This window comes from Mesorhizobium calcicola (assembly GCF_042682105.1).
GTDB lineage: Bacteria > Pseudomonadota > Alphaproteobacteria > Rhizobiales > Rhizobiaceae > Mesorhizobium > Mesorhizobium calcicola.
The window spans coordinates 62776-88939 of the sequence record NZ_JBHUGY010000036.1; the positions used below are offsets into that span (position 1 = coordinate 62776).

The 26164-nt window shown below is 62.8% G+C and carries 23 protein-coding genes and 1 pseudogene; 14 read left to right on the top strand and 10 right to left on the bottom strand.

Annotated elements, in window-relative coordinates:
- Nucleotides 1-6: 6 nt before the first annotated feature.
- Nucleotides 7-1842, bottom strand: a complete 1836-nt coding sequence (locus ACFSQT_RS23985) for a monovalent cation:proton antiporter-2 (CPA2) family protein (RefSeq protein ID WP_379022791.1) — start codon at nucleotides 1840-1842, stop codon at nucleotides 7-9.
- A 248-nt stretch (nucleotides 1843-2090) separates the two neighbouring features.
- On the opposite strand from ACFSQT_RS23985, the gene ACFSQT_RS23990 reads away from it, so the two are divergent.
- Nucleotides 2091-2357: a hypothetical protein gene (locus ACFSQT_RS23990; RefSeq protein WP_095085087.1), complete on the top strand. Its 267-nt coding sequence runs from the start codon at nucleotides 2091-2093 to the stop codon at nucleotides 2355-2357.
- Nucleotides 2358-2459: 102 nt separating this feature from the next.
- Here ACFSQT_RS23990 and ACFSQT_RS23995 read toward each other — a convergent pair whose 3' ends face one another.
- From ACFSQT_RS23995 to ACFSQT_RS24010, 4 genes are all read right to left on the bottom strand, one after another.
- Nucleotides 2460-3014, bottom strand: coding sequence for a hypothetical protein (locus tag ACFSQT_RS23995; protein ID WP_379022793.1), 555 nt, complete (start codon nucleotides 3012-3014; stop codon nucleotides 2460-2462).
- Between the two features lie 135 nt (nucleotides 3015-3149).
- Nucleotides 3150-4259, bottom strand: coding sequence for a YcjF family protein (locus ACFSQT_RS24000; RefSeq protein WP_379022795.1), 1110 nt, complete (start codon nucleotides 4257-4259; stop codon nucleotides 3150-3152).
- Complete coding sequence (locus tag ACFSQT_RS24005) at nucleotides 4256-5734, bottom strand: YcjX family GTP-binding protein (RefSeq protein ID WP_379022797.1); 1479 nt, start codon at nucleotides 5732-5734, stop codon at nucleotides 4256-4258. Before ACFSQT_RS24005 ends, ACFSQT_RS24000 begins: the two co-directional genes overlap by 4 nt.
- Nucleotides 5735-5797: 63 nt before the next feature.
- Entirely contained in the window at nucleotides 5798-6301 is a 504-nt protein-coding gene (locus ACFSQT_RS24010; protein WP_379022799.1) for a SixA phosphatase family protein, read from the bottom strand.
- Between the two features lie 319 nt (nucleotides 6302-6620).
- On the opposite strand from ACFSQT_RS24010, the gene dksA reads away from it, so the two are divergent.
- A complete protein-coding gene (gene dksA, locus ACFSQT_RS24015; protein WP_352733669.1) occupies nucleotides 6621-7037 on the top strand; it encodes an RNA polymerase-binding protein DksA in 417 nt (138 codons plus the stop codon).
- 165 nt (nucleotides 7038-7202) lie between these two features.
- Here the strand turns inward: dksA and ACFSQT_RS24020 are convergent, their stop codons facing one another.
- Nucleotides 7203-7949: a hypothetical protein gene (locus ACFSQT_RS24020; RefSeq protein WP_379022802.1), complete on the bottom strand. Its 747-nt coding sequence runs from the start codon at nucleotides 7947-7949 to the stop codon at nucleotides 7203-7205.
- Nucleotides 7950-8173: 224 nt separating this feature from the next.
- Between ACFSQT_RS24020 and cckA the strand changes: the two genes are divergently transcribed.
- The gene (gene cckA / locus ACFSQT_RS24025) at nucleotides 8174-10747 is read left to right on the top strand and encodes a cell cycle histidine kinase CckA (RefSeq protein WP_379022804.1); all 2574 of its coding nucleotides are present in this window, start codon (nucleotides 8174-8176) and stop codon (nucleotides 10745-10747) included.
- An 86-nt stretch (nucleotides 10748-10833) separates the two neighbouring features.
- Nucleotides 10834-11544 carry a purine-nucleoside phosphorylase gene (locus tag ACFSQT_RS24030; protein WP_379022806.1) on the top strand — a complete coding sequence of 237 codons (711 nt, stop codon included), beginning with the start codon at nucleotides 10834-10836 and terminating at the stop codon, nucleotides 11542-11544.
- Here the strand turns inward: ACFSQT_RS24030 and ACFSQT_RS24035 are convergent.
- Nucleotides 11541-11846 (bottom strand): ribbon-helix-helix domain-containing protein, encoded by a 306-nt coding sequence (locus ACFSQT_RS24035; protein WP_379022808.1) that lies wholly within the window; start codon nucleotides 11844-11846, stop codon nucleotides 11541-11543. The genes ACFSQT_RS24030 and ACFSQT_RS24035 overlap by 4 nt on opposite strands.
- Before the next feature lie 217 nt (nucleotides 11847-12063).
- Between ACFSQT_RS24035 and ACFSQT_RS24040 the strand changes: the two genes are divergently transcribed.
- The 3 genes from ACFSQT_RS24040 to ACFSQT_RS24050 all read left to right on the top strand — a co-directional run bounded on the left by ACFSQT_RS24040 (nucleotide 12064) and on the right by ACFSQT_RS24050 (nucleotide 14690).
- Entirely contained in the window at nucleotides 12064-12459 is a 396-nt protein-coding gene (locus tag ACFSQT_RS24040) for a VOC family protein (RefSeq protein ID WP_379022810.1), read from the top strand.
- 81 nt (nucleotides 12460-12540) lie between these two features.
- Nucleotides 12541-13071, top strand: a complete 531-nt coding sequence (locus tag ACFSQT_RS24045) for a gluconate 2-dehydrogenase subunit 3 family protein (RefSeq protein ID WP_379022812.1) — start codon at nucleotides 12541-12543, stop codon at nucleotides 13069-13071.
- A 47-nt stretch (nucleotides 13072-13118) separates the two neighbouring features.
- Complete coding sequence (locus ACFSQT_RS24050; RefSeq protein ID WP_379022814.1) at nucleotides 13119-14690, top strand: GMC family oxidoreductase; 1572 nt, start codon at nucleotides 13119-13121, stop codon at nucleotides 14688-14690.
- Between the two features lie 116 nt (nucleotides 14691-14806).
- On the opposite strand, the gene ACFSQT_RS24055 is transcribed toward ACFSQT_RS24050, so the two are convergent.
- The gene (locus tag ACFSQT_RS24055) at nucleotides 14807-16720 is read right to left on the bottom strand and encodes a PhoX family protein (protein WP_379022816.1); all 1914 of its coding nucleotides are present in this window, start codon (nucleotides 16718-16720) and stop codon (nucleotides 14807-14809) included.
- 116 nt (nucleotides 16721-16836) lie between these two features.
- Nucleotides 16837-17262 carry a hypothetical protein gene (locus tag ACFSQT_RS24060; RefSeq protein WP_379022818.1) on the bottom strand — a complete coding sequence of 142 codons (426 nt, stop codon included), beginning with the start codon at nucleotides 17260-17262 and terminating at the stop codon, nucleotides 16837-16839.
- A gap of 312 nt (nucleotides 17263-17574) precedes the next feature.
- Between ACFSQT_RS24060 and urtA the strand changes: the two genes are divergently transcribed.
- The 7 genes from urtA (at nucleotide 17575) to ACFSQT_RS24095 (ending at nucleotide 24975) form a co-directional block, all read left to right on the top strand.
- Entirely contained in the window at nucleotides 17575-18885 is a 1311-nt protein-coding gene (gene urtA, locus ACFSQT_RS24065; protein WP_379022820.1) for an urea ABC transporter substrate-binding protein, read from the top strand.
- Nucleotides 18886-18993: 108 nt separating this feature from the next.
- The gene (gene urtB / locus ACFSQT_RS24070; protein ID WP_379022822.1) at nucleotides 18994-20607 is read left to right on the top strand and encodes an urea ABC transporter permease subunit UrtB; all 1614 of its coding nucleotides are present in this window, start codon (nucleotides 18994-18996) and stop codon (nucleotides 20605-20607) included.
- Entirely contained in the window at nucleotides 20604-21836 is a 1233-nt protein-coding gene (gene urtC / locus ACFSQT_RS24075; protein ID WP_379022824.1) for an urea ABC transporter permease subunit UrtC, read from the top strand. Before urtB ends, urtC begins: the two co-directional genes overlap by 4 nt.
- A 6-nt stretch (nucleotides 21837-21842) precedes the next feature.
- Nucleotides 21843-22589, top strand: a complete 747-nt coding sequence (gene urtD / locus ACFSQT_RS24080; RefSeq protein WP_379022826.1) for an urea ABC transporter ATP-binding protein UrtD — start codon at nucleotides 21843-21845, stop codon at nucleotides 22587-22589.
- A gap of 69 nt (nucleotides 22590-22658) precedes the next feature.
- Complete coding sequence (urtE, locus tag ACFSQT_RS24085) at nucleotides 22659-23354, top strand: urea ABC transporter ATP-binding subunit UrtE (protein ID WP_379022828.1); 696 nt, start codon at nucleotides 22659-22661, stop codon at nucleotides 23352-23354.
- A gap of 465 nt (nucleotides 23355-23819) precedes the next feature.
- Nucleotides 23820-23996, top strand: a complete 177-nt coding sequence (locus tag ACFSQT_RS24090) for a hypothetical protein (protein WP_111546440.1) — start codon at nucleotides 23820-23822, stop codon at nucleotides 23994-23996.
- A 445-nt stretch (nucleotides 23997-24441) separates the two neighbouring features.
- The gene (locus tag ACFSQT_RS24095; RefSeq protein ID WP_379022830.1) at nucleotides 24442-24975 is read left to right on the top strand and encodes an inorganic diphosphatase; all 534 of its coding nucleotides are present in this window, start codon (nucleotides 24442-24444) and stop codon (nucleotides 24973-24975) included.
- Between the two features lie 38 nt (nucleotides 24976-25013).
- On the opposite strand, the pseudogene ACFSQT_RS24100 reads toward ACFSQT_RS24095, so the two are convergent.
- A pseudogene (locus ACFSQT_RS24100) lies at nucleotides 25014-26163 on the bottom strand (GGDEF domain-containing protein).
- Nucleotide 26164: the final 1 nt, after the last annotated feature.

A 26164-nucleotide genomic window follows, 5' to 3' on the forward strand; every position in this document is an offset into this window, starting at 1 on the left:
CCTTGTTCAATCCGCGGGTTCGGATTTGTGCAGCACACCGGCCGTCTCTTCATTGAGTGCCTGGCCGGCACGGCGCGGCTGGGTGAGGGGTGTAGGAATGGGCGTGCCGATATTGCCCTTCAGGAAGCGCTGTCCGGCGCGAACGCCTTCAGCGAGTTGCGTCTCGAAACGGGCGGTGTCGCGGCGCCTGACGTCTTCGATGGTTTCAGCCACGTCCTCGGGATCGACGCCGAGCGATTCCAGCGCCGAGCCGCCGAAAACGAGCGCCGATTCGAAGGTTTCGCGCAGTTGGAAGTCGACGCCGGCACGAATGAGCTGCAGCGCCGTGCCGCGGTCGAAAGCCCGGGCCAGCACGATGAGCAGCGGGAATTCGGCCTTGATCAGTTGGGCGATACGAACGGCCACATCGGGCTTGTCGACACAGATCAGCACGGCGCGCGCCCGGCCGGCGCCGGCCGCATGCAGGATGTCCAGCCGCGTGCCGTCTCCATAATAGACCTTGAAGCCGAAATCGGCCGCCGCCTGGATCATTTCGACCTCGTTGTCGATGATGGAGACATCGATGCCGCGCAGCAGAAGCGGCTGACTGGCGATCTGGCCGAAGCGGCCGAAGCCGATGATCAGCACGCTGCCGGTCAGGCCATCGGCAACGTCGACGCCGTCGAGCGACTGCTCGTCGCGCGGCGTGAGATAACGCAGCGCGACGATCGCCAGCGGCGTCAGCACCATCGAGATGATGACGATCGCCGTCAATGTCGCGTTGGCCTGGCTGTCGATGATGCCGACCGCGGCGGCCGCGGAATAGAGAACGAAGGCGAATTCGCCGCCTTGCGCCATGAAGACCGCGCGCTCCAAAGCTTCGCGATGACCGGTTTTCAGGATGCGGGCGACGATGTAGATGCCGAACGCCTTCATCACCATGTAGGCGACGACATAGATGGCAATCAGCCGCCAGTTCGCGACCACCACATGCAGGTCGAGCGACATGCCGACTGCAAGGAAGAACAGGCCGAGCAGGATGCCGCGGAAGGGTTCGATGTCGGCCTCGAGCTGATGGCGGAAGGTCGATTCGGACAGAAGCACGCCGGCAAGGAACGCGCCCATCGCCATCGACAGGCCGCTGAGCTGCATGGCGAGCGCCGATCCAAGGACGACCAGGAGGGCCGCGGCCGTCATCACCTCGCGGGCGCGGGCATCCGCCAGGATGCGGAAGAACGGATTGAGCAGATAGCGTCCGGCCAGCACCAGTCCGACGATCGCGGCAAGGCCGATGCCGACCTCGGTCAGGCGCTCCGACAGGCTGGTGTCGGCGCCACCGGGCGCCAGAAACGCGATCAGGGCCAGCAGAGGCACGATGGCGAGGTCCTCGAGCAGCAGGACCGACACGATGCGCTGGCCTTTCGGTGCGGCGATTTCGCCACGTTCCTCCAGAAGCTGCATGACGATCGCCGTCGAGGTGAGCACGAAGCCGGCGCCGGCGACGAAGGATTGCGAGATTGGAAAACCTCCCGCCACGCCAACACCAGTCAGCAGGACCGCGCAGACGCCGACCTGCAGTGCGCCGAGGCCAAAGATCTCGCGGCGCAGGCCCCACAGTCGTGACGGCTGCATTTCCAGCCCGATGATGAACAGGAACATCACCACGCCGAGCTCCGCGACATGAAGAATGGCTTCCGATTCGGAAAAGACGCGGAGGCCGAACGGACCGATCACCACACCGGCGGCGAGATAGCCGAGAATCGAGCCGAGGCCCATGCGCTTGAAGATGGGAACGGCGACAACGCCGGCTGCAAGCAGCGCCACCACCTGGACCAGATCGCTGCTCGATGCCTCTACCGCCATGCCGCCATTCCGCTCGTTTGAGGACCGATTCCGATTTTCGAAGTCCTGTGACAGGCGGCGAAGATAGGGGCTTCGACGGGGATCGAACAGCCCGAATCCGGATCGCCGGCGATGTTGCAGACGCGTTACACAAGTTGACGCTACGAACGCGTTGCATCTTGCCACAATCGAAGGCTAAGGACGCCTCGGCTTCGGCCATTGGAGGGTGAGCGACGATCCAGTCGAGCCCTTTTGAGGAGATGACTGACATGAAGAAGTTTTTGTTTGTTGCCGTCGGCCTGGCGGTGCTAGCCGGTTCGGCTTGCTCGAAGGCGCCTGAGTGCACGGCCGAGATCGCGACCAAGAAGGCGCAGGACATGGCTGCCGCGCTGCAGGAAGCGATCACCAAGGATCCGTCCAAGGCGGCTGATCTGACGGCCAAGGTGCAGGCGGTTACAACCAAATATCAGGGCACCACGACATTGGCCGACGCCTGCAAGGCCTATGACGAAGTGACGGCCGCGATCAAGGGTTAACGCCCTGATACAAGATCAAGGGCTAAGTACCTGATTCGAAAGATTTGAATGAGGCGGCGACCATTTGGTTGCCGCCTTTTGCTTTTAGAGATCGATGATTGTTCAGTTCGGCGCGATGGAGCCGACTTGGACGGCATCGACGCGCTTCAGGCTCATGCCGATGACCGGCACCAGCTGGTCGTCGACGCGCACCGCAATGGTCACCGTCATTGAATTGTCGTCGGGGATGCGGGCCTGCATGACGCCGCGCAGCTGGTTGCGATTGATGGTGAAGACCACCTTGCGGGCATCGACCACATTGCCGCCGATGATGTCGAGGCCGGAACCGGTCGCGCCACCCATGAAACTGCCCTTGTAGCCCTCGCGGCCCTTGCGCTCGATCTTGGCCGACATCGGCTGGGTGAACATGCCGACCCGGCAACCGCCGTCGAGCGCCATGCCGACCTTGCCGTCCGGCGTCGAGCCGGTGAAGCTGCAGTTGAATTTGGTGCCCTTGTACTTGCCGGCGACGATTTCGCCGGGACCGATCCATTTGCCTTCGGCCGACTGGAAGAACTGCGTGTCCAGTTCCGCTGCGGAAGCCGCACCGGCAATACCGACGACTGCCGTGATCACGGTTGCGAGGGGCAAGACGCTGGACAGAATTACGCTTTTCATCGACGACACCCGGCAACAAAGAGGCTGTTTGGAACCCGTCTGACCATGAACAAGATTGGTTAATGCTTCGTCACTGCGAGGCCGTCACAAAGCAGTCCGGCAACAATTCCGAAGCTCCAGACGATGCCGTCCGGTTCACTTGCCGGATGGGGTTGTTTCAACATCCTTCCTGGTTGCAAACGATGTCAGCGCCGACAGGAAATCGCCCAGTCCCGGACGCTTCGCGGCGCTGAAGGGCAGGGGGCGCGCCGTCTCCATCGCCGCAATGCCGATGCGCGCCGTCATCATGCCGTTGACGACGCCCTCGCCAAGCTTGGCCGAAAGGCGCGCCGCCAGGCCGTGACCGACGATCTGCTGGACGAAACTGTCGCCCACCGCGATCGAGCCGGTAACCGCCAGATGCGCCAGCACGCTGCGCGCCAGGCGGAAGAAACCGAGCGTTCCCGGCCGCCCGCCATAGAGTTCCGACAAGCGGCGAATGAGGCGCCCGGCCTCGAACACGACATAGGCGACGTCGACGAGCGCGCGCGGGCTGACCGCCGTCACCAGCGAGACGCGCTTGGCGGCTTCGAGAATCATCACCTTTGCCCTGACATCGAGGGGGCCGAGAATTTCGGCTTCGGCCAGGCGCACCAGATTGCCGCCGTCGATGATTTCGCCGCGCAATTCGGCCAGCGCGCGCCGGCCGGCCGCGGTCTCGGGTTTGGCCGCGACGAAGGCCGACAGCTCGTCGACCACCGACCGTGCCGCCTTGGGATCGTCGCGCGCAATGGCATCGAGCGCCCGCTTCTGCAGCTTTTCGACTTCGGCGAGGCGGGCGATAGCCAGGAATTCGCGGATCAGGATGACCAGTAGCGCCAGCACGGCGATGGCCGCCATACCGGCGGCCAGCCAGCCCAGCCATTCGGCGCGCGCAAAGAGGTCACGTATGAGCCGATCGGTCCACAGGCCGACAGCCAGCGATACCAGCACACCAAAGGCGCCGAAGAAGATGCTGCCGAGCAGCGAGCGTTTTCTCGGGGCGATCGCCGGCGGCGGTTCGGCGGCTATGATGTCGGGCTCGTCGAAGACGTCGACTTCCGCCGGGATGACCATCGCGACATCGGTCTTCATCGCGCGGGGTTTTCGCGGGGTGTCAGCCTGGCTACGGGCGCCGGTCTGGGCACGGCGTGCCTCAGTCGCCTCTTGTCTTGGCACGGCTTCCGGTTCGATGCGGAATGCGGCCGGCTTGCGGAGCGCGGTCATGCCAGATGATCTCCAATCAGGAACTGCAAGGCACGGTCGAGCCGGATATGCGGCAGCGACAGCGTGACACCTTCGGCCGTGCGTTCGAGCTTTGGTGGACGGAAACGGACGAAGCGGATTGCCGGATCCACGGGGTCCTGCCTGTGATCGGATCCCGAAATATCGAACACCGCTTCAATTTTTTCCGGTAAGTCACCGGGAAATATGGCTGTTTCCGTCTTTCCGTCAAACTCTTCGCCGTTGATCTTCTCGCCGGCGATCGGCGTGCCGATGATGACGGGAAGCGTCTCTCGACCCTGCTTGACGGTGCCTTCGCGCGTCGCGCGCACCGCCGCCATGGCGACAACATCGACATCGGCGCCGGTGAAATTCGCCCGCGCCACGGCGCGGTCGGCAAGCCGCCGCACGACCGCCTGCAGGCGGTCATGGCTTTCGTGGTGCAGATGATCGGCCTTGGTCGCGGCAACCAGTATGCGGTCGATGCGCCGCGAAAACAGGTCGGTGAGGAAACTGCCGCGGCCGGGACGGAAACAGCTGAGGATCTCGGTTACCGCGCGCTCCAGGTCGGCCATGGCGCCGGGGCCGGCGTTCAGCGCCTGCATGGCGTCGATCAGCACGATCTGGCGATCGAGGCGCGTGATGTGTTCGCGGAAGAACGGTTTGACGACATGCGTCTTGTAGGCCTCGTAGCGCCTGTCCATCATGGCGTGCAGCGACCCCGGGCGCGGACGCCGGTCGCCGAGCCCCGCCAGGGGCGCAAAGGTCAGCGCGGGCGAGCCTTCGAGATCGCCTGGCATCAGGAAGCGGCCGGGCGGCAAGGTCGACAGCGCCCGCTCGTCGAGCTTGCACGCCTTCAGATAGGCGGCGAAGCTTTCGGCCAGGCGGCGCGCCGTCATCTCGTCGGCATCGGCGTTCGGGTCGATCTCCGCCGACAGTGCCCGCCAGGCCTGCGACAGGTCCTCGCGCACCGGCAGAACGGCCATTTCGAAGGCTTCGCGGGAAAAATCGGCGAAGGATTTGCCGAGCAGCGGCAGGTCGAGCAGCCATTCGCCGGGATAGTCGACGATGTCGACCGACAGTTTGCCGGAGGAAAACATGCGGCTCCAGCCGGAGGCCGATTCATATTCGATGGTCAGCCGCAATTCCGAAATGGCGCGCGTCGAATCAGGCCAGGCGCGGTCGTTGACCAAGGCGGCGATGTGGTCCTCGTATTGGAAGCGCGGCACGGCATCGTCCGGCTGATGTTCGAGGAAGGCGCGGGCGATGCGCCCGGATTTCTGGGCCTCGAACAGCGGCAGGCGCCCGCCATGGATCAGGTTGTGGACAAAGGCCGATATGAAGACCGTCTTGCCGGCGCGGGACAGGCCCGTGACACCCAATCGCAGCGATGGAGAAAAAAGCCCGGTGGCGCGACCCGACAGAGTATCGAGGGCAATCCTCGCCTCGTCGGTGAAGGTGGTCAGCGATGATGCCAAAATATGATCTCTCGGGCTTCGGTCCGTCCGATATAGGCTGTGGAACCCGGCTTTGAAATGGCTTCAGAGATCTGCCGGCGTCAGGAACGCTTCGAGATGGCCGGCGCCCTGGGCGGCTTTGGCCAGGTCGCCGTCGAAGCGGACGACCGCGAGGCCGGTGGTCGGGAACCCATGGTTGAGCGTGGCCCGTGCCGTCTCGTCGCCGCCGCCCGAAACCGCCATGGCGAGATCTTCCATCATCGGGTTGTGACCGATGACCAGCAGCGACCTCGATCCGCCATTGTCGCGGATGAGGCGGAGGTAACCGGCTGCGTCTTCGCTGTAGAGGGCGTCGAAGAACAGGACCCGGCCGGTGTCGGTCTGGCCGGCCAGGCCCTCCAGCGTCTCTTTGGCGCGTTTGGCGTTGGAACAGAGGGTCAGGTCCGGAACGTAGAAGCGGGACCGCATGGCGGCGCCCATTATCTCGGCGTCGGCACGACCGGATGCGTCGAGCGGGCGGTCGAAATCGCGCATGCCGGGCAGTGCCCAGCCGGCCTTGGCATGTCGCAACAGATAAAGCGTGCTCACCCAACCTCCACTGACGCCGAATGCCGAAGCTTCCAGGATTAGCCACGAGAACGGCGTCGCACACAATGGCCCGTGTTCTTCGAACGCACCGAATCACCCATGGTGCCGTGCCGCAAAGGCGCTTGTGCACCGTCGGAAGCATGTTGCACGGGATCCAAAGTGTCGCTGCGTAGTTTGATATCAAAACAACCATACGCCGCTGCAAAGGCGTCCATCGCCGCACATTAACAATTGCGTGAGTCGGCGGCCGATTGCGCTTGTGCAGGCGTTGGACGGCGAATATATAGGCGCCAAATTTGGGGCAGTTTGGGTGAGTCGAATGAACGACATCGTTACCGCCGATTACATACCCTCCGAAGACGAGCCGTTCATGAACGAGCGGCAGAAATCCTACTTCCGCCTAAAGCTCGTCACCTGGAAGAATGACATCTTGCGCGAAGCGCGCGAAACACTCGAAATCCTGCAGCAGGAAAACGCCAACCACCCCGATCTTGCCGACCGCGCCTCTTCGGAAACCGACCGCGCGATCGAACTCAGAGCTCGCGACCGTCAGCGAAAGCTCATTGCAAAGATCGATTCCGCCCTGCAGCGCATCGACGAAGGCACTTACGGCTATTGCGAGGAGACCGGCGAGCCGATCGCGCTGAAGCGGCTCGATGCGCGTCCGATCGCGACATTGTCGATCGAAGCGCAGGAGCGGCATGAGCGCCGCGAGAAAGTCTATCGCGACGACTGACGCATCGCCTAAGGGCTGCGTTCAAGACAGTTGCGTTGTTGTTGATGTTGAAATGGCCGGTTTTCCGGCCATTTCTGTTGGCATGCATCCATCTGAACCGGCGAAAGCACGCCCAAGACCTTGACCGGGTGCTGTTTTCCGGCTGGCGGGCTGATCAGGATCCGATCATTTCTTCTGGCTGGAGAGTTCGCCCAGAAGCCTCGTCATCTCGTCGTCGAGCGACGGCGGCGCCTTCGCCGCCGGGCCGCTCGAACGCGGCTGGTCAAGCGACACTTCGAGTTCCTTCATCAGCGTATCGTCGATGCTGTCCTGCCTTGGCGGGGGCGGCGCGTGCCGGACGGCATTGGCATTCGCGGAGCCATAGGCGGGCAGGGGCGTGACATTCGCCGGCTGGTAACTTTGCGCCACCGGCTTCGGTGCTGGAACTGGTGCTGGCGCCGGCGTCGGCGTTGTCTGACGCGGACGTGCGGGCGGCGCCGTGTTCACCGGCTGCGGTGCAGGTGCCTGCCTCGCCGGCGGCGGAGCGGGTTGAGGTGCGCGCGGCCTGGCCACCGGGGCCGCGGCGGCCGGGACCGGCTGCAAGCCGCCATCTCCGGTCAACGCCGGACGGCGTGGCGCCGAAAGCCGGATGTCGCGTTCGACGACAACGTCGGTCGGGCCGCCGATCAGAAGCAGATGTTCGATATCGTCGCGGCGTATCAGCACCAGCCGTCGATGGCTGTCGACGGCTGTGGCGTCCATGACGGCCAGCCGTGTCTTGCGGTTCCTGCCGCCGGCAACGAAGGTTCCAAACGTCAGATTGCGCACGAGTTTGATGATGACGAGAACGATGACCAGCAGGACAAGCGCTGCAAACGTCCACAACAGTGCTGCGGCATAACCGGGGCCCGCCACGCTATCCAGCCATTGCATTGGTTTTCCCTGATCGCCCTTGGAAGTGACGCGACACTAGACCGTTGCGGCGGGCTCCCGCAAGTTGCGTTTCTCGCTTGATGAACAGCTTGAAAACTCCGGAGGCCGGAAGATATCATTTTTATCCGACATTTGCCGCCCAGGCCTTTTCCGGACTAGGAGAATGTGATTCAACCCGCTAGGGGCGGGGTGTGGGAACACCGGAATTCACGAGCAGGGGGCACATGGCCAAGGAAGCGCGCGGCGATTTCTATCCGGTACCGATCGTCGACCAGAATACGCGACCGGGCGCGGTCACCCGGCTCATCATTTTCATCGTCGTTCTGACCGGCGCCGCCATCGTCTTCGGCCTTTTCCGCGAGCGCCTCGGCGACCCTTTCCTGCTCGGCATGCTCGGTGTGCTGGCGATGATCGGTGTCGGCTTCCTGTTCGCCACGGCGATCGGCTTCGTGCAGATCACGCCACGCTCGACGGGTGACGAACTGTCGAAGGCATTCGTCGATTCGATGTCTCAGGGTCTTCTCGTCACCGACACCAAGGGCCGCGTCGTCTACGCCAATCGGGCCTATGCCGACATGACCGGCGCGACGTCGGCGGCCGACCTGAAGACGGTCGAGGGATTGCTCTCGGATGTTCCGGATGCCTCGGTGACGATCTATCGGCTGGCGTCGGGCCTGCGCGACGGCCAGCCGGGCGACGGCGAGTTTCGGCTTGCGCAATCCATTCGGCCCGGTGCCGAGCCCGGCGCCCGCTGGTATCGGGCGCGTGCCCGTGCCTTCAGCGTTCCGGGCCAGCGGCTGCCGATGCTGGCCTGGCAGCTTGCCGACATCTCGCAGGAGCGGGCCGAGCAGGAGCGTTTCTTCCTCGACCTGCAGAAGGCTATCGATCACCTCGACCACGCGCCAGCCGGCTTCTTTTCGGCCGACCAGGAAGGCCGCGTCACCTATATCAACGCCACGCTCGCCGAATGGCTGGGCATCGATCTCACCAGTTTCACGCCCGGCTCCGTCACCCTGCCGGAGATCGTCGCCGGCGACGGCATGGCACTGGTCCGCTCGGTCAAGGCCGATCCCGGAACGACACGCAACGCGGTCATCGATCTCGACCTGACGACGATGACCGGCGAAGCGCTGCCGGTGCGCTTCATGCACCGCGTTTCGGCCAGCCGCGAAGGTCTCAACGGGCCGACGCGCACGATTGTGCTCAACCGCACGCAGGGCGAGGACGCCTCGGCCGACCTGCGTGCTTCGGAAGTGCGCTTCACCCGCTTCTTCAACTCGACACCGATGGCGATAGCCGGCGTCGACCACAGCGGGCGCATTCTGCGCACCAATGCGCCGTTCCTGTCGCTGTTTTCGTCCGTCGTCGACCGGGACGCCGTCGACCGTCGTGTGCGGCTCGACACGGTGATCCATGAGCGCGACCGGCCGGCCTTCACCGCGGCTTTCGAAAAGGCGCGGCAGCGGCAGGCCGACATCGAGCCGATCGATACCTTGCTGCCCGGCAACGACGACCGGCACATCCGTTTCTACGTCAACGCGGTCGCCGACGGCACCGGCGGCGAGGGCGCCGAGGAGTCGGCCATCGTCTACGCCGTCGAGACGACGGAGCAGAAAGCGCTCGAAGGGCAGATGGCGCAAAGCCAGAAGATGCAGGCGGTCGGCCAGCTTGCCGGCGGCATCGCGCACGACTTCAACAATGTGCTGACCGCCATCATCATGGCGTCCGACCTTTTGTTGACCAACCACCGCCCGTCGGACCCGTCCTTCCCCGACATCATGAACATCAAGCAGAATGCCAACCGGGCGGCCTCGCTGGTGCGGCAATTGCTGGCCTTCTCGCGCAAGCAGACGTTGCGGCCGGAAGTGCTCAACCTGACCGACGTGCTTGCCGATCTCAGGATGCTGCTGGCCCGCCTGGTCGGCAACGACATCAAGCTGAAGGTCGACCATGGCCGCGACCTGTGGCCGGTCAAGGTCGATATCGGGCAGTTCGAACAGGTGGTGGTCAACCTTGCGGTCAACGCGCGTGATGCGATGCCGGTCGGCGGCGATCTCACCGTGCGCACCCGCAATGTGACTGCCGAGGAGTGCAAGGCCTTTTCCTACCGCGAACTCACCCCGGCCGACTATGTCGTGGTCGAAGTCGAGGACACCGGCAGCGGCATCGCGCCCGACGTGCTGAAGAAGATTTTCGAGCCCTTCTTCACCACCAAGGAGGTCGGCAAGGGCACCGGCCTTGGCCTGTCGATGGTCTACGGCATTATAAAGCAGACCGGCGGCTTCATCTTCTGCGATTCCGAGGTCGGCAAGGGCTCGACTTTCCGCATTTTCCTGCCGCGCCATATCGCGGAAGCGAAAAAAGCAGGCGAGCCCGGCGACGTGCCGGCAGCACCGGTGAAGGTCGCCGATGCGGCCAAGGACCTGTCGGGCTCGGCCACGGTGCTGCTCGTCGAAGACGAGGACGCCGTGCGCATGGGTGGCATGCGGGCGCTGGTGTCGCGCGGCTATACGGTGCACGAGGCATCGTCGGGCGTCGAGGCGCTGGAAGTGTTCGAGGCGCTGGACGGCAAGGTCGACATCGTCGTTTCGGACGTGGTGATGCCGGAAATGGATGGGCCGACTCTGCTTGGCGAATTGCGCAAGCGCCAGCCGGACATCAAATTCGTCTTCGTCTCCGGCTATGCCGAGGACGCGTTCGCCAGAAACCTGCCGGCGGATGCGCATTTCGGCTTCCTGCCAAAGCCGTTTTCGCTCAAGCAACTGGCGACGATTGTCAAGGATGTGCTGGAGTCTTAGAATTTCCTAATGTTCTTTCCTTGCACAACGCCGTGACAACGCCATGATTGCGGGTGAAACGGCAGGAGGGCTTGGGGGAGCAGCGGTTGACGCCACACAACGAAGCAGACGAGGGTGCCTACGCCGAGACGGTGTTGCTGCCGGGTGACCCGCAGCGCGCCGAATGGATGGCGCAAACCTTCCTGGAAGCGCCGCGCTGCATCAATCGCCGACGCGGCGCCCTTGGCTTCACCGGACTGTTTCGCGGCAGACCCATCAGCATTCAGGCAACGGGCATCGGTGTCTCGTCGTTTCTGATCTACGTGCATGAATTGCTCGATTGTTATGGCGCCCGGACGTTGATCCGCACCGGCACCTGCGGCAGCCTGACCGCCAGGGCTAAGCTGCGCAGCCTTGTCATTTCGCAATCGGCGCGGGCGGAAAGCGCCCAAAGCGGTCAGGTCTTCGGCCTCTACAAAGCCGTTGCCGGTCCCGATCCGGCACTTCTCGCAGCCGCGCTGGCCAAGGCAGCCGAACTTGGCATCGACCATTGTGCCGGCCTGACGGTTTGCAGCGACATCTTCTATCACCCGGAAGGACGCCGCCGCTTTGCCGATGCGCAGGCGGAAGGAGCCCTGGCCGTGGATATGGAAACCAGCGCGCTCTATCGCATCGCCGAGCATTTCGGGGCTCGGGCGCTGTCGATCTGCACGGTGGTCGACAACATCGAGACTGGCGAACTCACAGACTATTCCGAGCGCCAGGAGCTGTTCACCGACATGAGCCGGCTGGCGCTCGCTGTCGCGGTCGACAGCTAGGCGGCTTGCCGCTTCGGCACCATCTGCTCTTCCATGCCCGGCCGATGGCCGCGCAGATAGAGGGCGCAGGTGGTGCGCAGCATCGACGCGAAGTTTGGAATGGCGCCGTTGATCTCGATGGCTTCATCGTAAAGCTTCGAGATGAATTTGGGCGTCGTCAGGCCCTGGTTTTCGGCGATTTCATCGAGCAACGCCCAGAATGTCGCCTCAAGCTGGATGCTGGTCGAATGGCCGTCAATGCGAATCGACCGGTTGATCTGGCGATAGCCTTCGGGGTCCTGGCCCGCAAATACCCTGCACATCCGACAAACCTCCCATGCTTGTTGGTCTTGGGCGGGCAGGCGTGCAGTTTCATACTGCTTGACCCGTCCCCATGTCTATTGTCGGGCAAAATTGCCGGAACGGCAATCGGACTTTCGTCCCTGCAGGACAGTTCAAGGGTTCGGGCGTGGTAACCGGCTGCCACCATTTTATTCCCGCGTCGCCCATAATCGCCTCCGCACCACTGCGGAGACTGATTTGGCCAAGGCGATCCATTCCATGATCCGGGTTCTCGACGAGACCCGATCCGTCGATTTCTACAGGAAAGCCTTCGGGCTCGATGTCGCCGACAGGCTGGACTTCGAGACGTTCACACTCATTTACCTCAGCAACGCCGAGACGGGGTTCGAGCTCGAACTGACCGTAAACAAGGGCCGGACCGAGCCTTACGGGCTCGGCGATGGTTACGGCCACCTCGCGGTCTCGGTGGCCGACCTCGACGGCGAACATGACCGACTCGGCGCGCTCGGCCTCAATCCGAAGAAGATCGTCGAGTTCAACCATGACGGGTCGCTGATCGCCCGCTTCTTCTTCATCGAGGATCCGGACGGCTACAAGATCGAGGTTCTGCAACGCGGAGGCCGCTTCCAATAGGACAACCAGCCGCGCGGACCGGCGCGGCGCCAGCAACGGCACCCCTTGGGGCGCGAACAGCAAGCAGGGAGGAACAAGAAAATGGTCACGATCTATGATGGGAAGCCGGGACTTTCACGTCGTGAGCTTCTCAAACGCGGTGGCATTGGCGCGTTGCTGGTCATTTCCGGCAGCGCGGTCATCAGCCCCGAACATGCCTGGGGGCTCGAGACATCGGCGCTCAAGCCCGAAACCATGGCGACGCTGATCCAGATGGCGCGCGACATCTATCCGCATGATCAGGTTCCCGACAAATATTACGCCATTGCCGTCAAGGGCCATGACGAGCAGGCCGGCAAGGACGCCGCCTACAAGGCGATGATCGAAGACGGCATCGCCGACCTCGACAAGAAGTCAGGCGATGGCGGCTACCGTGGCCTTGGCTGGGAGGACCAGCGCGTCGCTGTGCTGAAGCAGATCGAAGCGACGCCGTTCTTCCAGGCCATCCAGGGCGGCCTCGTCGTCAGCCTGTACAACCAGAAAGAGGTCTGGCCGATCTTCGGCTACGAGGGTGAGTCCTTTTCCAAGGGCGGCTACATCGCGCGCGGTTTCAACGACATCGAGTGGCTCTGAGCCCCAACGTCCCTGAACCCGCAATCAGAAAATCATGGGAGGAAACCGTGGCAGCAGCATTTGATCTGAACAACGACGGCGTGGTCGTCATCATCGGCTCGGGCGCCGGCGGCGGCACGCTCGGCAACGAACTTGCCCAGAAGGGTATCGAGGTCGTCATCCTGGAAGCCGGCGCGCGTCACGAATATGAGGATTTTGTCAACGACGAGTGGGATTCGTTCACCCAGCTTGCCTGGAAGGACAAGCGGACCACCTCCGGCGACTGGCGCGTGGCCAAGGATTTTCCGAACCTGCCGGCCTGGATCGTCAAATCGGTCGGCGGGTCGACGACCCACTGGGCAGGAGCGTCGCTGCGCTTCCAGGACCATGAGTTCAAGACGCTGTCGACCTACGGCAAGCTGGAGGGCGCCAACCTGCTCGACTGGCCGATCACGCTGGCCGAGATGGAGCCCTACTATGCCAAGGCCGAAGCCAAGATGGGCGTCACCGGCACCAACGACTGGCCGAGACTGCCGGGCAACAACAATTTCAAGGTGTTGAAGGCTGGCGCCGACAAGCTCGGCTACAAGGAATGCCACACCGGCAACATGGCGATCAACTCGGTCGAGCGCGATGACCGCTTGTCCTGCCAGCAAACCGGCTTCTGCTTCCAGGGCTGCAAATGGGGCGCCAAATGGTCGACGCTCTACACCGAGATCCCCAAGGGCGAGGCGACAGGTCATCTCGAGGTCAGGCCGAACGCCATGGCGATCAAGATCAATCATGACGCCTCGGGCAAGGTGACCGGCGTCGTCTACGCCGACAAGGACGGCAAGCTGCAGGAGCAGAAGGCCCGTATCGTCGCTGTCGCCGGCAATTCGATCGAAAGCCCGCGGCTGCTGCTCAATTCGGCGTCGGGAAAATTCCCCGATGGTCTCGCCAACTCGTCGGGGCAGGTGGGCAAGAACTACATGCGCCACACCACCGGCTCGGTCTATGCCATCTTCGACAAGCCGGTGCACATGTATCGCGGCACCACCATGGCCGGCATCATCCGCGACGAGGCGCGCCATGATCCGTCGCGTGGTTTCGTCGGTGGCTACGAGTTCGAGACGCTGTCGCTCGGCCTGCCGTTCATGGCCGCCTTCCTCGATCCGGGCGCCTGGGGCCGCTCCTTCACCACGGCGCTCGACCACTACGACCACATGGCCGGCCTGTGGATCGTCGGCGAGGACATGCCGCGCGCGGAGAACCGCATCACGCTGCATGCCGACATGAAGGACGAGCACGGCATGCCGATCGCCGACGTGCATTTCGACGATCATCCGAACGACACCGCGATGCGCAACCATGCCTACAAGCAGGCCGCCGCACTTTACGCGGCAGTCGGCGCCACACGCACCTTCCCGACGCCGCCCTATCCGTCGACCCACAATCTCGGCACCAACCGGATGAGCGAGAAGGCGGCCGACGGCGTCGTCAACAAACACGGCCAGACACACGACATTAAGAACCTGTTCGTGTCGGACGGCAGCCAGTTCACGACAGGGGCCGCGGAAAACCCGACCCTGACGATCGTGTCGCTGGCCATCCGCCAGGCCGACTACATCGCCGCGCAGATGTCGGCCAAGACCATCTGAGCCGGCAAGACATCGCCCCCTGATCGGGGCCGTGCCAAACCTCAGCGTCCTCCCGGACCGCCATGCGGAACGCGTAACGCGCGTTCCGCCTTTTTCTTTTTATGGGACCAGACTGATCAGGCGCCGACCGGCTGCCCGTCCTTGCGGCGGATGGCGACCACCGATGGGCGCGGCAACTGACCGTCCTTGAAGTCGGGCCACGGCGTCTGCACCTTGTCGAGCGTCTCGGCGTCCTCGGCCGGGTGCTGCACCGACAGGAACAAGGTCGTGCCGTCGGGGGTGAAGCACGGGCCGGTCGCTTCGGCGCCATGCGGGCAGGTGAACAGCAGTTTTGGCAGGCCGCGCGCCGGGCCTTCGGTGTCGACGCCATAGACGCCGTCCGGCAGGTCGAAATCATTGGCGCCGTCGGTCGCCACCCAGAGCCGGCCGGTGGGATCGAAGGTGATGTTGTCGGGGCAGACGAACCAGCCATTGTCCGATGTGTCGGGATGGAAGGTCGCACCGACGGCGGCATCCTTGGGGTTGCCGCAGAGCACGAACAGATCCCAGCCATATTTGTCGGCCGTGTGGTCGGCGTCGGCACCGCGGCCGCCTGGCGGGATCAGTTCGACGATGTGGCCCCAGAGGTTTTCCGGACGCGTGTTGGCCGGGTTGACCTTCGACTGGTCGCGCTTCTTGTTCTTGGTCATCACCGCATAGACGCGGCCGGTCACCGGATTGGTCTCGATGTCCTCCGGCCGGTCCATCGGCGTTGCACCCAAGGCATCGGCGGCGAGCCTTGTCTTCAGCAGCACTTCCGCCTGATCGGCAAAGCCGTTTTCAGCCATAAGCTTGCCCTGGCCGTGAACCAGAGGCAGCCATGTCATGGAGCCATCGGCGTCGTAACGCGCGACCGAAAGCACGCCGTCGTCCAGCAGGTCGTTGCCGGAAGCCGGTTTTGCCGGATCGTAGGCCTTGTTCGAGACGAAGCGGTACATGTATTCGAAATAGTCGTCGTCGCCCATATAGACGACGACACGGCCGTCCTTGTTGAGGACCACCGTGGAGGCCTCATGCGACATGCGGCCAAGTGCCGTGCGCTTCACCGGCTTGGACCGGGGATCATAGGGGTCGATCTCGACCACCCAGTCGAAGCGGTTGGCCTCGTTCGGCTCCTTGTCGAGATTGAAGCGGTCGTGGAAGCGGCCGCGGCCATAGATATCGGAACCGTCAAAGCCATAGCGGTCGAGGATATCTGCCGTCGGCGCCTTCTTCGGGTCGCCGCCGAACAGGTCGGAAACGCCTTCCTCGCAGGTCAGCACGGTGCCCCACGGGGTGAAGCCGCCGCTGCAATTGTAGCTGGTACCGAGCACCTTCGTGCCGGTCGCGTCGGCCGACGTCTGCATCAGCGCGCGGCCCGCGACGGGGCCGGAAACCTTCATTTCGGTGTTCGCGGTGATGCGGCGATTGAGCGGGCTGTCCTCGACTATGCTCCACTTGCCGTCCTTCAACAGCACTTCGACGATCGAGTGACCCATGGCGGCCATGCCGAGATCGACCTGTTCCTTGCTCATCGTCTTGCCGGCGTCGTCCTCGGTCATGCCGGGAAACATGACGCTGGGCGAGATGTATTCGTTGTTGACGCAGAGCAGGCCGTGGTCGGAATTCACCGTGCCTTTCGGCAGCGGTAGGAAGGCGATGTAGTCGCAATTGTAGCCGAAACGCTTCTCCTGCTCGTCGGCGGCGAGCTTGTTGCCGTCGAAATCCGGCAGGCCGGCCACAAGCGGGTCGCCCCAGCGCGCGACGATCGTGGTCTCATAGCCCTCGGCGGCGGCGTGGGTCTTGTCGTAGACGCGCTTCAACTCGGGAAAGCCGAGCGTGGAAAGGGCTGTCGCGGCGTGTGTTTCGCCGGCAAACAACGAGCCGACAAAGCTGCCGCCGGCGATCAGCGTGCCTGAAGCGAGGCCGCCTTTCAGCAGAGCCCTTCGCGAGACGCGCTCGGCAATGACATCGCGAATGACGGGGGAGGATGAAGACGGGGAGTTAGCCATTGTGTCTGCCTCTCGGGTGGATGGTGATGGCGCACCGCTGCCTATCCAGCTTCGGCAACATCCAGATGACATGAGGCTTGCAGGGCAGCCGAAGCGGCGGCCGTCCTGGAGATGGCCTACTGACCGCTTGCCCGGGTGCAGGTCGAGGCGGTGAAGGCGCCGTCGGCCTGCTTCATGATGATGTCGAAGGAAGGCGGGCTCTGGCCGTCCAGCGTCGCCTGGGTCAGCGACAGCGAGTTGCCGCCGGCGGTATAGCCCCCCAGCGGCCCCAGCCAGGAGATCACGCCATTGGCATCCATCTGATAATTGTAGCCCTGCTGGGCGGTCCCGAAGGTGCCGAGGCCGGCGTAGACTGGGCCGTTGTAGACGTTCCCCTTGATGGTGATGTCGCCGAGGTCGAGGAACAGGCCAAGCAGGTACACTTCGCAATGATAGACGCCATCGGGCATCTTGCCGTCGCTGAAGTCGGCCCGCGCGGTGCCGGTTGCTGCCGCCAGAAGCCATATGCCGATAATAATAATGCGTAAAATGCCGGATACCATGACGTCGCTCGTTTGGGGGCGACCTTGCCCTATTTTTGCGCCGTGCCGCAACATTTGTCGCCTGCGAGCTGCCGCCAAAGGTCAAAAACTAGGCACTTCGCCAATTTGGGCGAAAATTAGGCAATAGCCTTGTGTGTTGCGTAAATTTCCCTCAATCAATTTTTAACCAGCTTCGCCTGTTTTCGTAAAGCTAATATAATAAACGACTGATAATATTGAGCTATTTCCTCCTGTGCAGCGTCATCCCGGCGATTGGCATGGGGGTTGCATTGCATTGGTGCGGTGCAATCAACCAGCCTGGGAGTGTTAGGCATGAGGGGTAATTTCTCGACAATAACAAAAATGTTTTCGGCGAGCGTGGTTGCTGCCGGCCTGTTGATGTCCGCTCCGGCGAGGGCGGCTGACGACACGATCAAGGTCGGCATTCTCCATTCGCTATCGGGGACCATGGCGATCTCGGAGACGACGCTGAAGGACGCCATGCTGATGCTCATCGACGAGCAGAACGCCAAGGGCGGCCTGCTCGGCAAGAAGCTTGAAGCCGTGGTCGTCGATCCGGCCTCCAACTGGCCGCTATTCGCGGAAAAAGCACGCGAGCTGATCTCCAAGGACAAGGTCGCCGCGGTGTTCGGCTGCTGGACCTCGGTGTCGCGCAAATCGGTGCTGCCGGTGTTCAGCGAACTGGACAACATCCTGTTCTACCCGGTCCAGTATGAGGGCGAGGAAAGCGAGCGCAACGTGTTCTACACGGGTGCCGCGCCGAACCAGCAGGCCATTCCGGCCGTCGACTATCTGATGAGCGAAGACGGCGGTTCGGTGAAGCGCTGGGTGCTCGAAGGTACCGACTACGTCTATCCGCGCACCACCAACAAAATCCTCGAGGCCTATCTGAAGGCCAAGGGCGTCGCGGCGGAGGACATCATGGTCAACTACACGCCGTTTGGCTTCTCCGACTGGCAGACCGAAGTTTCCGCAATCAAGAAATTCGGTTCGGCCGGCAAGAAGACCGCCGTCGTGTCGACGGTCAATGGCGACGCCAACGTGCCGTTCTACAAGGAACTCGGCAACCAGGGCATCAAGGCCGAGGACATTCCGGTCATGGCGTTCTCGGTCGGTGAGGAAGAGCTCGCCGGTCTCGACACCGCGCCGCTGGTCGGCCATCTCGCCGCCTGGAACTACTTTGAAAGCGTCGACACGCCCGAGAACAAGAAGTTCATCGCCGACTGGCACAAGTTCATCAAGAACGACAAGCGCACCACCAACGACCCGATGGAAGCCCATTACATCGGCTTCAACATGTGGGTGAAGGCGGTCGAGAAGGCCGGCACCACCGACCCGGACAAGGTCATCGACGCCATGGTCGGCGTTTCGGTGCCCAACCTGACCGGTGGCTATTCGACGATGATGCCGAACCACCATATCACCAAGCCGGTGCTGATCGGCGAAATCCAGGCCGACGGCCAGTTCGAAACGGTTTCGCGCACGCCGGGCCTGGTGATGGGCGACGAATGGTCCGACTACCTGCCTGACTCCAAGGACCTGATCTCCGATTGGCGTGCGCCTCTGTCCTGCGGCAACTTCAATGTCGCCACCGGCAAATGCGGCGGCAAGGGCACGAACTGATCCTCCCCGGTCTGGACCGTAGGTCCATGACCTAGACCGCGCGCGTCCGGACGGTTTCCTCCACCGTCCGGACGCCCATCCAAATCTTCAAGGGGTTAACAGAAGCCGATGACCTTGATCCGCGCGGGCCTGACGCTGTTGTTCCTGCTGGCGACGCTGTCGTCGTCGGGTGCTGGCGAAGCCGACCTGCGCGGCATCATCGCCAAATTCGCGACGGCCAAGGGCTTTTCCGAGACGGGGGCTGTCGTTCACGAACTGGCGGCTACAGGTGAACCGGCTGTCGAACGGCCGCTTGCGGCACTCGCCGACGGCAACCTGTATATCCGCAAGGCCGATTCGCTCGTCTTCGTCGGCAAGGAAGCGGGCGAAAGCGTCCAGCTTTTCGATCCATTGAGCGGCCAAGCATCCGGCGAAGCGGCCAAGGACGACATCACCAAGATCAAGGTCAACAACACGCTGCGCCGCGCCATCCGCGACGCGCTGGGAACGCTGACGCTCGGCGCCAGGGATCCGGCCGTGCGCATCGCTGCCGCCGACACCATGTTCAAGACACCCGATGCCGCCAACATCGAACCGCTCGATACGGCGATCGCCAGTGAGACCGTGGCCAGCGTCAAGGCCCTGCTCGAACAGGCCCGCGCCGCTTCGGTTCTTGTCTCGGATCGGCCGGATGCCGACAAGCTGGCGGCCATCGCGCTGATCGGTGCGCGTGGCGACCGCGATGCGGTTTCGCTGCTCACATCGGTCGAAGCTGATACCTCGGACGCGGTCAAGGACGCGGCAACGGCCGCAATTGCCAACATCAATTCGACGTTGGCATTCTGGGATGCCGGCCAGAACATCTGGTACGGCATTTCGCTGGGATCGGTGCTGCTGCTGGCGGCGATCGGGCTGGCCATCACCTTCGGCGTCATGGGCGTCATCAACATGGCGCATGGCGAGATGGTCATGCTCGGCGCCTACACGACCTTTGTCGTCCAGCAGGTGATCCGCACATCCTTCCCCGGCCTGTTCGACTGGTCGCTCGTCATCGCGCTGCCGCTTGCCTTTCTCGTCGCGGCGCTTGTCGGTCTTGCCATCGAGCGCGGCGTCATCCGCTTCCTCTATGGGCGGCCGCTGGAGACACTCCTGGCGACATGGGGCGTTTCGCTGATCCTGCAGCAGGCCGTGCGCTCGATCTTCGGGCCAACCAACCAGGAAGTCGGCAATCCCTCCTGGATGTCGGGCTCGTTCAATGTCGGCCAGCTTGCAATCACCTGGAACCGCCTCTGGATCCTGGTTTTCGCGCTCACCGTCTTCGCCGTGCTGCTCTATGTGATGAAGCGCACGCCCTGGGGACTGCAGATGCGCGCCGTCACCGCCAACCGGCGGATGGCGGCCTCGATGGGCATCAGGACGCCGTGGGTCGACGCGCTGACCTTCGCGTTGGGTTCCGGTATTGCAGGTATCGCCGGTGTCGCGCTCAGCCAGATCGACAATGTCTCGCCCAATCTCGGCCGCGGCTACATCATCGACAGCTTCATGGTCGTGGTCTTCGGCGGCGTCGGCAATCTGTGGGGTACGCTGGTCGGCGCCTTCTCGCTCGGCATCGTCAACAAGGTCCTCGAACCCTATGCCGGCGCCGTGCTCGGCAAGATCGTCGTGCTGGTCCTGATCATCCTGTTCATCCAGAAGCGCCCGCGCGGCCTGTTCGCGCTCAAGGGCAGGGCGGTGGAAGCATGATCACCGGTCGCTTCTTCGCCGCGGGCGCGGATCGCCGCATCGCCATCACGATTCTTATCCTGCTGGCTGTCGCCATCATCGTGCCGCTGCTTAGCCTGGCTGTGTCGCCGGCCAGCGCCTTCTACGTACCGCCCTATATCGTCGCGCTGACCGGCAAGTACCTCTGCTATGCGCTGCTGGCGCTCGCGCTCGACCTTGTCTGGGGGTATTGCGGCATCCTTTCGCTCGGCCACGGCGCGTTCTTCGCGCTCGGCGGCTATGCGATGGGCATGTATCTGATGCGCCAGATCGGCTCGCGCGGTGTCTATGGCAACCCCATCCTGCCGGACTTCATGGTGTTCCTGAACTACAAGGAATTGCCCTGGTTCTGGACCGGTTTCGACCATTTCTGGTTCGCCGGCCTCATGGTGCTGGCGGTGCCCGGCCTGCTCGCCTTCGTCTTCGGCTGGTTCGCCTTCCGCAGCCGCGTCACCGGCGTCTATCTCTCGATCATCACCCAGGCGATGACCTATGCGCTGCTGCTCGCCTTCTTCCGCAACGACATGGGTTTCGGCGGCAACAACGGCCTGACCGATTTCAAGGATATTCTCGGCTTCAACGTGCAGGCCGACGCGACACGCTCGGCATTGTTCGCGGCCAGCGCGGTGACGCTGGCGCTCGCCGTCTTCGTCACCTGGGCCATCGTCGGTTCCAAATACGGCAAGCTCCTGATGGCGGTGCGCGACGCCGAGAGCCGCACCCGCTTCCTCGGCTGGCGGGCGGAGAATGTGAAGCTGTTCGCCTTCACTGTCTCGGCGGTCATGGCCGGCATTGCCGGCGCGCTCTATGTGCCGCAGGTCGGCATCATCAATCCCGGCGAATTCGAACCGTCCAATTCGATCGAGGTGGTGATCTGGGCGGCCGTCGGCGGGCGCGGCACCATTGTCGGGCCGATTATCGGCGCGCTGCTGGTCAATGCCGGCAAGTCCTGGTTCACCGGCGTGCTGCCGGAATTCTGGCTGTTCGCGCTCGGCGGCCTGTTTGTCGCCGTCACGCTTTTGCTGCCCAAAGGCATCGTCGGCATGTGGGATTCCTGGCGCGGCAACGCCAGGGCGTTGCGGGCAGCCTCGATCGCCGAGGAAGCCGGAGCCGATCCTGAGGCGCCGCCGCCTCCGAAGATCGTTCGCAGCGCGGCGACAAGGCCGGGCGACTGGTCCTCGTCCAGCCCCGAACCGCAGCCGGCGGAGTGAGCGACCATGAGCAAGTCGAACACCATCCTCTATCTAGACGGCGTCTCGGTTTCCTTCGACGGCTTTCGCGCCATCAACAATCTGTCGCTGGTGCTCGACAAGGGCGAGATGCGCGCCATCATCGGCCCCAACGGCGCCGGCAAGACGACGATGATGGACATCGTCACCGGCAAGACGCGGCCCGACGAGGGCGAGGTGTTCTTCGACGGCCAGGTCGACCTGACCAAGCATGATGAAGCCGAGATTGCCATGATGGGCATCGGCCGCAAATTCCAGAAGCCGACGGTCTTCGAGTGCCACACGATCGAGGAAAATCTGATGCTGGCGCTGAAGGGGCCACGCTCGATCTTCCCGGCGCTGTTCCACCGCCGCTCGGCCGCCGAAGCGCGGCAGATCGACGACATCCTCGGCATCATCCGGCTTGGCGACAAACGCGACCAACTGGCGGCAAATTTGAGCCACGGACAAAAGCAGTGGCTGGAGATCGGCATGCTTTTGGCGCAGGACCCGAAGCTGCTGCTGGTCGACGAGCCGGTCGCCGGCATGACCGATGCCGAGACCGAGGAAACCGCACGACTGCTCAAGGACATCGCGCGCGACCATTCGGTCATCGTCGTCGAGCACGACATGCATTTCGTGCGCGAACTCGGCGTCAAGGTCACCTGCCTGCACGAGGGCTCGGTGCTGTCCGAAGGCACGCTCGATTTCGTGTCGGCCGACGAGCGCGTCGTCGAAGTCTATCTGGGGAGATGAGCATGGTCTGGCGGGTTCAATTCCATCGCTTCGATTTGTCCTTCCTCAGGTGCTGGAGAAGGCGCTGAGATGCTCGAAGTTTCCGATGCCACGCTCCATTACGGCGCTGCCCAGGTGCTGCGCGGCGTGTCGCTGAAGGCCGGTGCCGGCAAGATCACTTGCGTGCTCGGCCGCAATGGCGTCGGCAAGACCAGTTTGATGAGATCGATCGTCGGCCACCACCGGCTGACGAGCGGAAGCGTTGCCTTCGAGGGGAAGGCGCTCGACCGGAGCGCGGCGTATGACCGCGCCCGGTCGGGCATCGCATTCGTACCGCAGGGCAGGGAGGTCTTTCCGCTGCTCACCGTGCGGGAAAACCTGGAATCAGGCTTCGCGCCGCTGAAACGCGCCGACCGCAACGTGCCCGCCCACGTCTTCGAGTTGTTTCCGGTGCTCAAACAGATGCTCGGCCGCCGTGGCGGTGACCTTTCCGGCGGCCAGCAGCAGCAGCTCGCCATCGGCAGGGCGCTGGTGATGCGGCCAAAACTCCTGGTGCTCGACGAGCCGACGGAAGGCATCCAGCCATCGATCATCAAGGATATCGGCCGCGCCATCCGCTATCTGCGCGACCAGGCCGGCATCGCCGTGCTTTTGGTCGAACAATATCTCGATTTCTGCCGCGAGCTTGCCGACGAGGTCAACATCATGGACCGAGGCCTGATCGTCCATACCGGCCCGGCTGAAGATCTCGACAGGGCGGATGTGCGCAAATTCCTGACGGTGTAGATCCGTCTTGTCGTCATCCTGGAGCGAAGCGACGCGGCGCAGACCCCAGGATCCGGTATGTGTTCCGGTGCTATGGTTGAAGAGTGCATCGGTGCAGAAGAGAAGTTCTATCCGGTGCCCATCAATCCTAGATTCTGCACGGGTGGCAACGCTCCGAAATAACGCCTTGAATCTTCGCTCCGCTTCACGTTCGCTACGCTCAAGGACGGCGAAGTCACGAGGCCTGCGCCGCCGCGCCCAATCTTTTCTTCAAAAGATCTCTACACAACTCTGGCACACTCAATACCACGTGCTAGTCTTTTGTTGGCTTTTGTGAGTCGGCCGCTTCCGTATCAGTCTGGATTATCGCAGATCGAGGGGCGCGGCGAAGGCCGGGCAAGTTCCACGCAAGCAAGCATTCCTAGCTTCCCTCCTGCGATCTGTTTGTCGTTCAACCCGTTTGGGCACACAGGCTAAGGGACAGCCATGGAACGTTACGTCGAGGACTACCAGAAGCGCCGGCTAACCGAGCGCGTCGACATCATCACCGCCATCAATATATTGAGGTCCCAAGGGTACGATCGTGACGAACTGATCGAGGAAATCACCAAGGTCTTCTATGTCGATCTCGATGCGTTCAACGAAATCGTCATGGCGGCATAGAAGCCGTTTCGCAACAGGTTTGCTTGACCGAAAATCGGACATCCGCAATCCGTCCTCCTTGTGCGCCGACTTCAGTTACCTGCGGTTCCAGCCTACCGAGATGCCTTCCGTCTAGCTGTCCTGCCGGCTCCTATCAAGTTGGTATGTCAGCCAGCGGCAGAACATTCCGATGATGGATAATGCTGCGCCGCCTACCAGGCAGGCGGTAAGCACTGGGCTTTCTGAAGCGCTCGACCAACTGACAATGGCGAGTAGGACTACGCTGGCGGTTGAGATCAAATACCCGCCGCCCTTCAGAAGGTGTAGAGAAGCTTTTGTCATGTCCGACCTCCTGAAAGGCGGAACATTCTTCGCGGTACGAGGTTCCATCGCTTGCCACTGCGCAACGCGAATGACGGCGAGACATCCGAAATCGCCTCGACATGACCGAAAGCGAGGCATCTGGATGCCCAACTATCTGAAGCTGCCGACAACCACGAAGGGTCTCACCAGAGTGGTGATCGAAACGCCTCGCGGCGCGACGGCGAAACTGGCCTTCGAGCCGGGAACGCAGGTGTTCGCCTATGTCCGTCCTTTGCCGGTTGGAATGATATATCCCTATGACTGGGGCTTCATTCCTTCAACATTGGGTGACGACGGTGACCCTCTTGACGGACTTGTGATTCATCAGGCAGCAACGGCTCCGGGCGTTGTGATCAAATGCAACCTGTTAGGCGCCCTGCGAGTCAAGCAGAAGGACGCAGGCGGCGAGGCCCTGCGCAACGACCGTTATGTCTTCTGTCCACATAGAGAGGATGCACCCGATGAACCTGTTGCAGCGGATTACGTTCCAGACGACCTGCGGCGCGAAATCGAGCAGTTTTTTGTCTCCTCGGTGCTCGGGACCGGAAAGACCATCAAGTTCAAGGGCTGGCAAAGTGCTGCAGAAGCTCGCAAGGCCATCAAGAGGGGTATGAAGGCCTTTTCAGCGCGCCGTTGAGTTGGTCGGAGGGTGCGCTTCGGTACAGGTGTCCATTTCTAACTCGCGCGCCGGAATGCCGAGGCGGTGACGCGGTTGCGGCCGCCACGCTTGGCGGCGTAGAGCGCCTTGTCGGCGGCGCTGAGCACCTTGTCGAAGCTGAGGCCCTCCTTGGTGCCGAAAGCAAATCCGGCACTGACCGTGCATGTCAAGGGACCTGTCTCGGTTTCGATGCGGCGCGCGGCGAAGGCCGCCCGTATCGACTCGGCGGTGGCCTCCACCGTTTCGGGCAAGGTCCGCTTCAGCACCAGTGCGAATTCCTCGCCGCCCATGCGCGCGGCGACGTCGGCCGGGCGAAGATTGCCGGCGAGCTCCCTGGCGAACACCCTCAGCACCTCGTCGCCCGCAGCATGGCCGAATTCGTCATTGATGGCCTTGAAGCCGTCGAGGTCGAACACAACCACAGAGGTGAAGGCGCCGACCGGGGCATTGCCATGCAGGTCGAACAGGGCACGGCGGTTGAGCAGACCCGTCAAGGGATCGGTCAGCGCGTTGTGGCGATGATGCCTGGCCAGACGCCCCTGATTGAGCGCCAGTGACAGCGCACCGATGCCGGTCATGCTGGCGATGACGATTATGAGGCTCAACTCCTCGGCCCAGTTGCTTGGCGCATGGCCAAGGATCAGCTTTCCGTCCCAGGCGAGAACCATGGCGCAGAAAGCGAAGGACGTGGCCGTGGCCGAATAGAGTGCGGTGATGCCGGTCGTCAGCGCCGGGGCTTCGTTGCGGCCCTTCCAGTATTCGAAGGCCGTTGCGAACAGAAGCAAGGCGGCAAACAGGTTCTCGAACATGAAGCCGAGACCGTCATAGCCGAGAGCCATGACAGGCAGCGCAACGGCCAGCGAAATGCTGCCAAACACCGTTCTGCGGATCGGTGAGCCACCGGTTCTGAACTGGTAGGCCGCGCCCAGCATAGCCGAAAAACCAAGCAGGAGCAGGGCAAGGGTCGCGATGCCAAGCAGGCGCCCGGGCATGTCGATATAGGCGTCATAGGCAAAAATGTCGCCGACCACCAACAGCAGGCTGATCGCCCATGTCAGCAGGAATTTCTCCGAGCGAGCGGTGAGCCACGTGCCAAACAGTGTCAGGCTCAGGCAGGTGGCGGAAAAAACCAACAGCCAGCAGAAGTGAAGTGTAGTCGAGCGACATG

Excerpts from the sequence above, each read along its gene's own strand:
- urtD (WP_379022826.1), top strand. The coding sequence starts at position 21,843 with ATGAGCAAGTCGAACACCATCCTCTATCTAGACGGCGTCTCGGTTTCC.
- ACFSQT_RS23995 (WP_379022793.1), bottom strand. The coding sequence starts at position 3,014 with ATGAAAAGCGTAATTCTGTCCAGCGTCTTGCCCCTCGCAACCGTGATC.
- ACFSQT_RS23985 (WP_379022791.1), bottom strand. The coding sequence starts at position 1,842 with ATGGCGGTAGAGGCATCGAGCAGCGATCTGGTCCAGGTGGTGGCGCTG.
- dksA (WP_352733669.1), top strand. The coding sequence starts at position 6,621 with ATGAACGACATCGTTACCGCCGATTACATACCCTCCGAAGACGAGCCG.
- ACFSQT_RS23990 (WP_095085087.1), top strand. The coding sequence starts at position 2,091 with ATGAAGAAGTTTTTGTTTGTTGCCGTCGGCCTGGCGGTGCTAGCCGGT.
- ACFSQT_RS24035 (WP_379022808.1), bottom strand. The coding sequence starts at position 11,846 with ATGTGCAGGGTATTTGCGGGCCAGGACCCCGAAGGCTATCGCCAGATC.
- urtA (WP_379022820.1), top strand. The coding sequence starts at position 17,575 with ATGAGGGGTAATTTCTCGACAATAACAAAAATGTTTTCGGCGAGCGTG.
- ACFSQT_RS24000 (WP_379022795.1), bottom strand. The coding sequence starts at position 4,259 with ATGACCGCGCTCCGCAAGCCGGCCGCATTCCGCATCGAACCGGAAGCC.
- ACFSQT_RS24055 (WP_379022816.1), bottom strand. The coding sequence starts at position 16,720 with ATGGCTAACTCCCCGTCTTCATCCTCCCCCGTCATTCGCGATGTCATT.
- urtE (WP_379022828.1), top strand. The coding sequence starts at position 22,659 with ATGCTCGAAGTTTCCGATGCCACGCTCCATTACGGCGCTGCCCAGGTG.
- ACFSQT_RS24095 (WP_379022830.1), top strand. The coding sequence starts at position 24,442 with ATGCCCAACTATCTGAAGCTGCCGACAACCACGAAGGGTCTCACCAGA.
- ACFSQT_RS24020 (WP_379022802.1), bottom strand. The coding sequence starts at position 7,949 with ATGCAATGGCTGGATAGCGTGGCGGGCCCCGGTTATGCCGCAGCACTG.
- cckA (WP_379022804.1), top strand. The coding sequence starts at position 8,174 with ATGGCCAAGGAAGCGCGCGGCGATTTCTATCCGGTACCGATCGTCGAC.
- urtB (WP_379022822.1), top strand. The coding sequence starts at position 18,994 with ATGACCTTGATCCGCGCGGGCCTGACGCTGTTGTTCCTGCTGGCGACG.
- ACFSQT_RS24060 (WP_379022818.1), bottom strand. The coding sequence starts at position 17,262 with ATGGTATCCGGCATTTTACGCATTATTATTATCGGCATATGGCTTCTG.
- urtC (WP_379022824.1), top strand. The coding sequence starts at position 20,604 with ATGATCACCGGTCGCTTCTTCGCCGCGGGCGCGGATCGCCGCATCGCC.
- ACFSQT_RS24045 (WP_379022812.1), top strand. The coding sequence starts at position 12,541 with ATGGTCACGATCTATGATGGGAAGCCGGGACTTTCACGTCGTGAGCTT.
- ACFSQT_RS24090 (WP_111546440.1), top strand. The coding sequence starts at position 23,820 with ATGGAACGTTACGTCGAGGACTACCAGAAGCGCCGGCTAACCGAGCGC.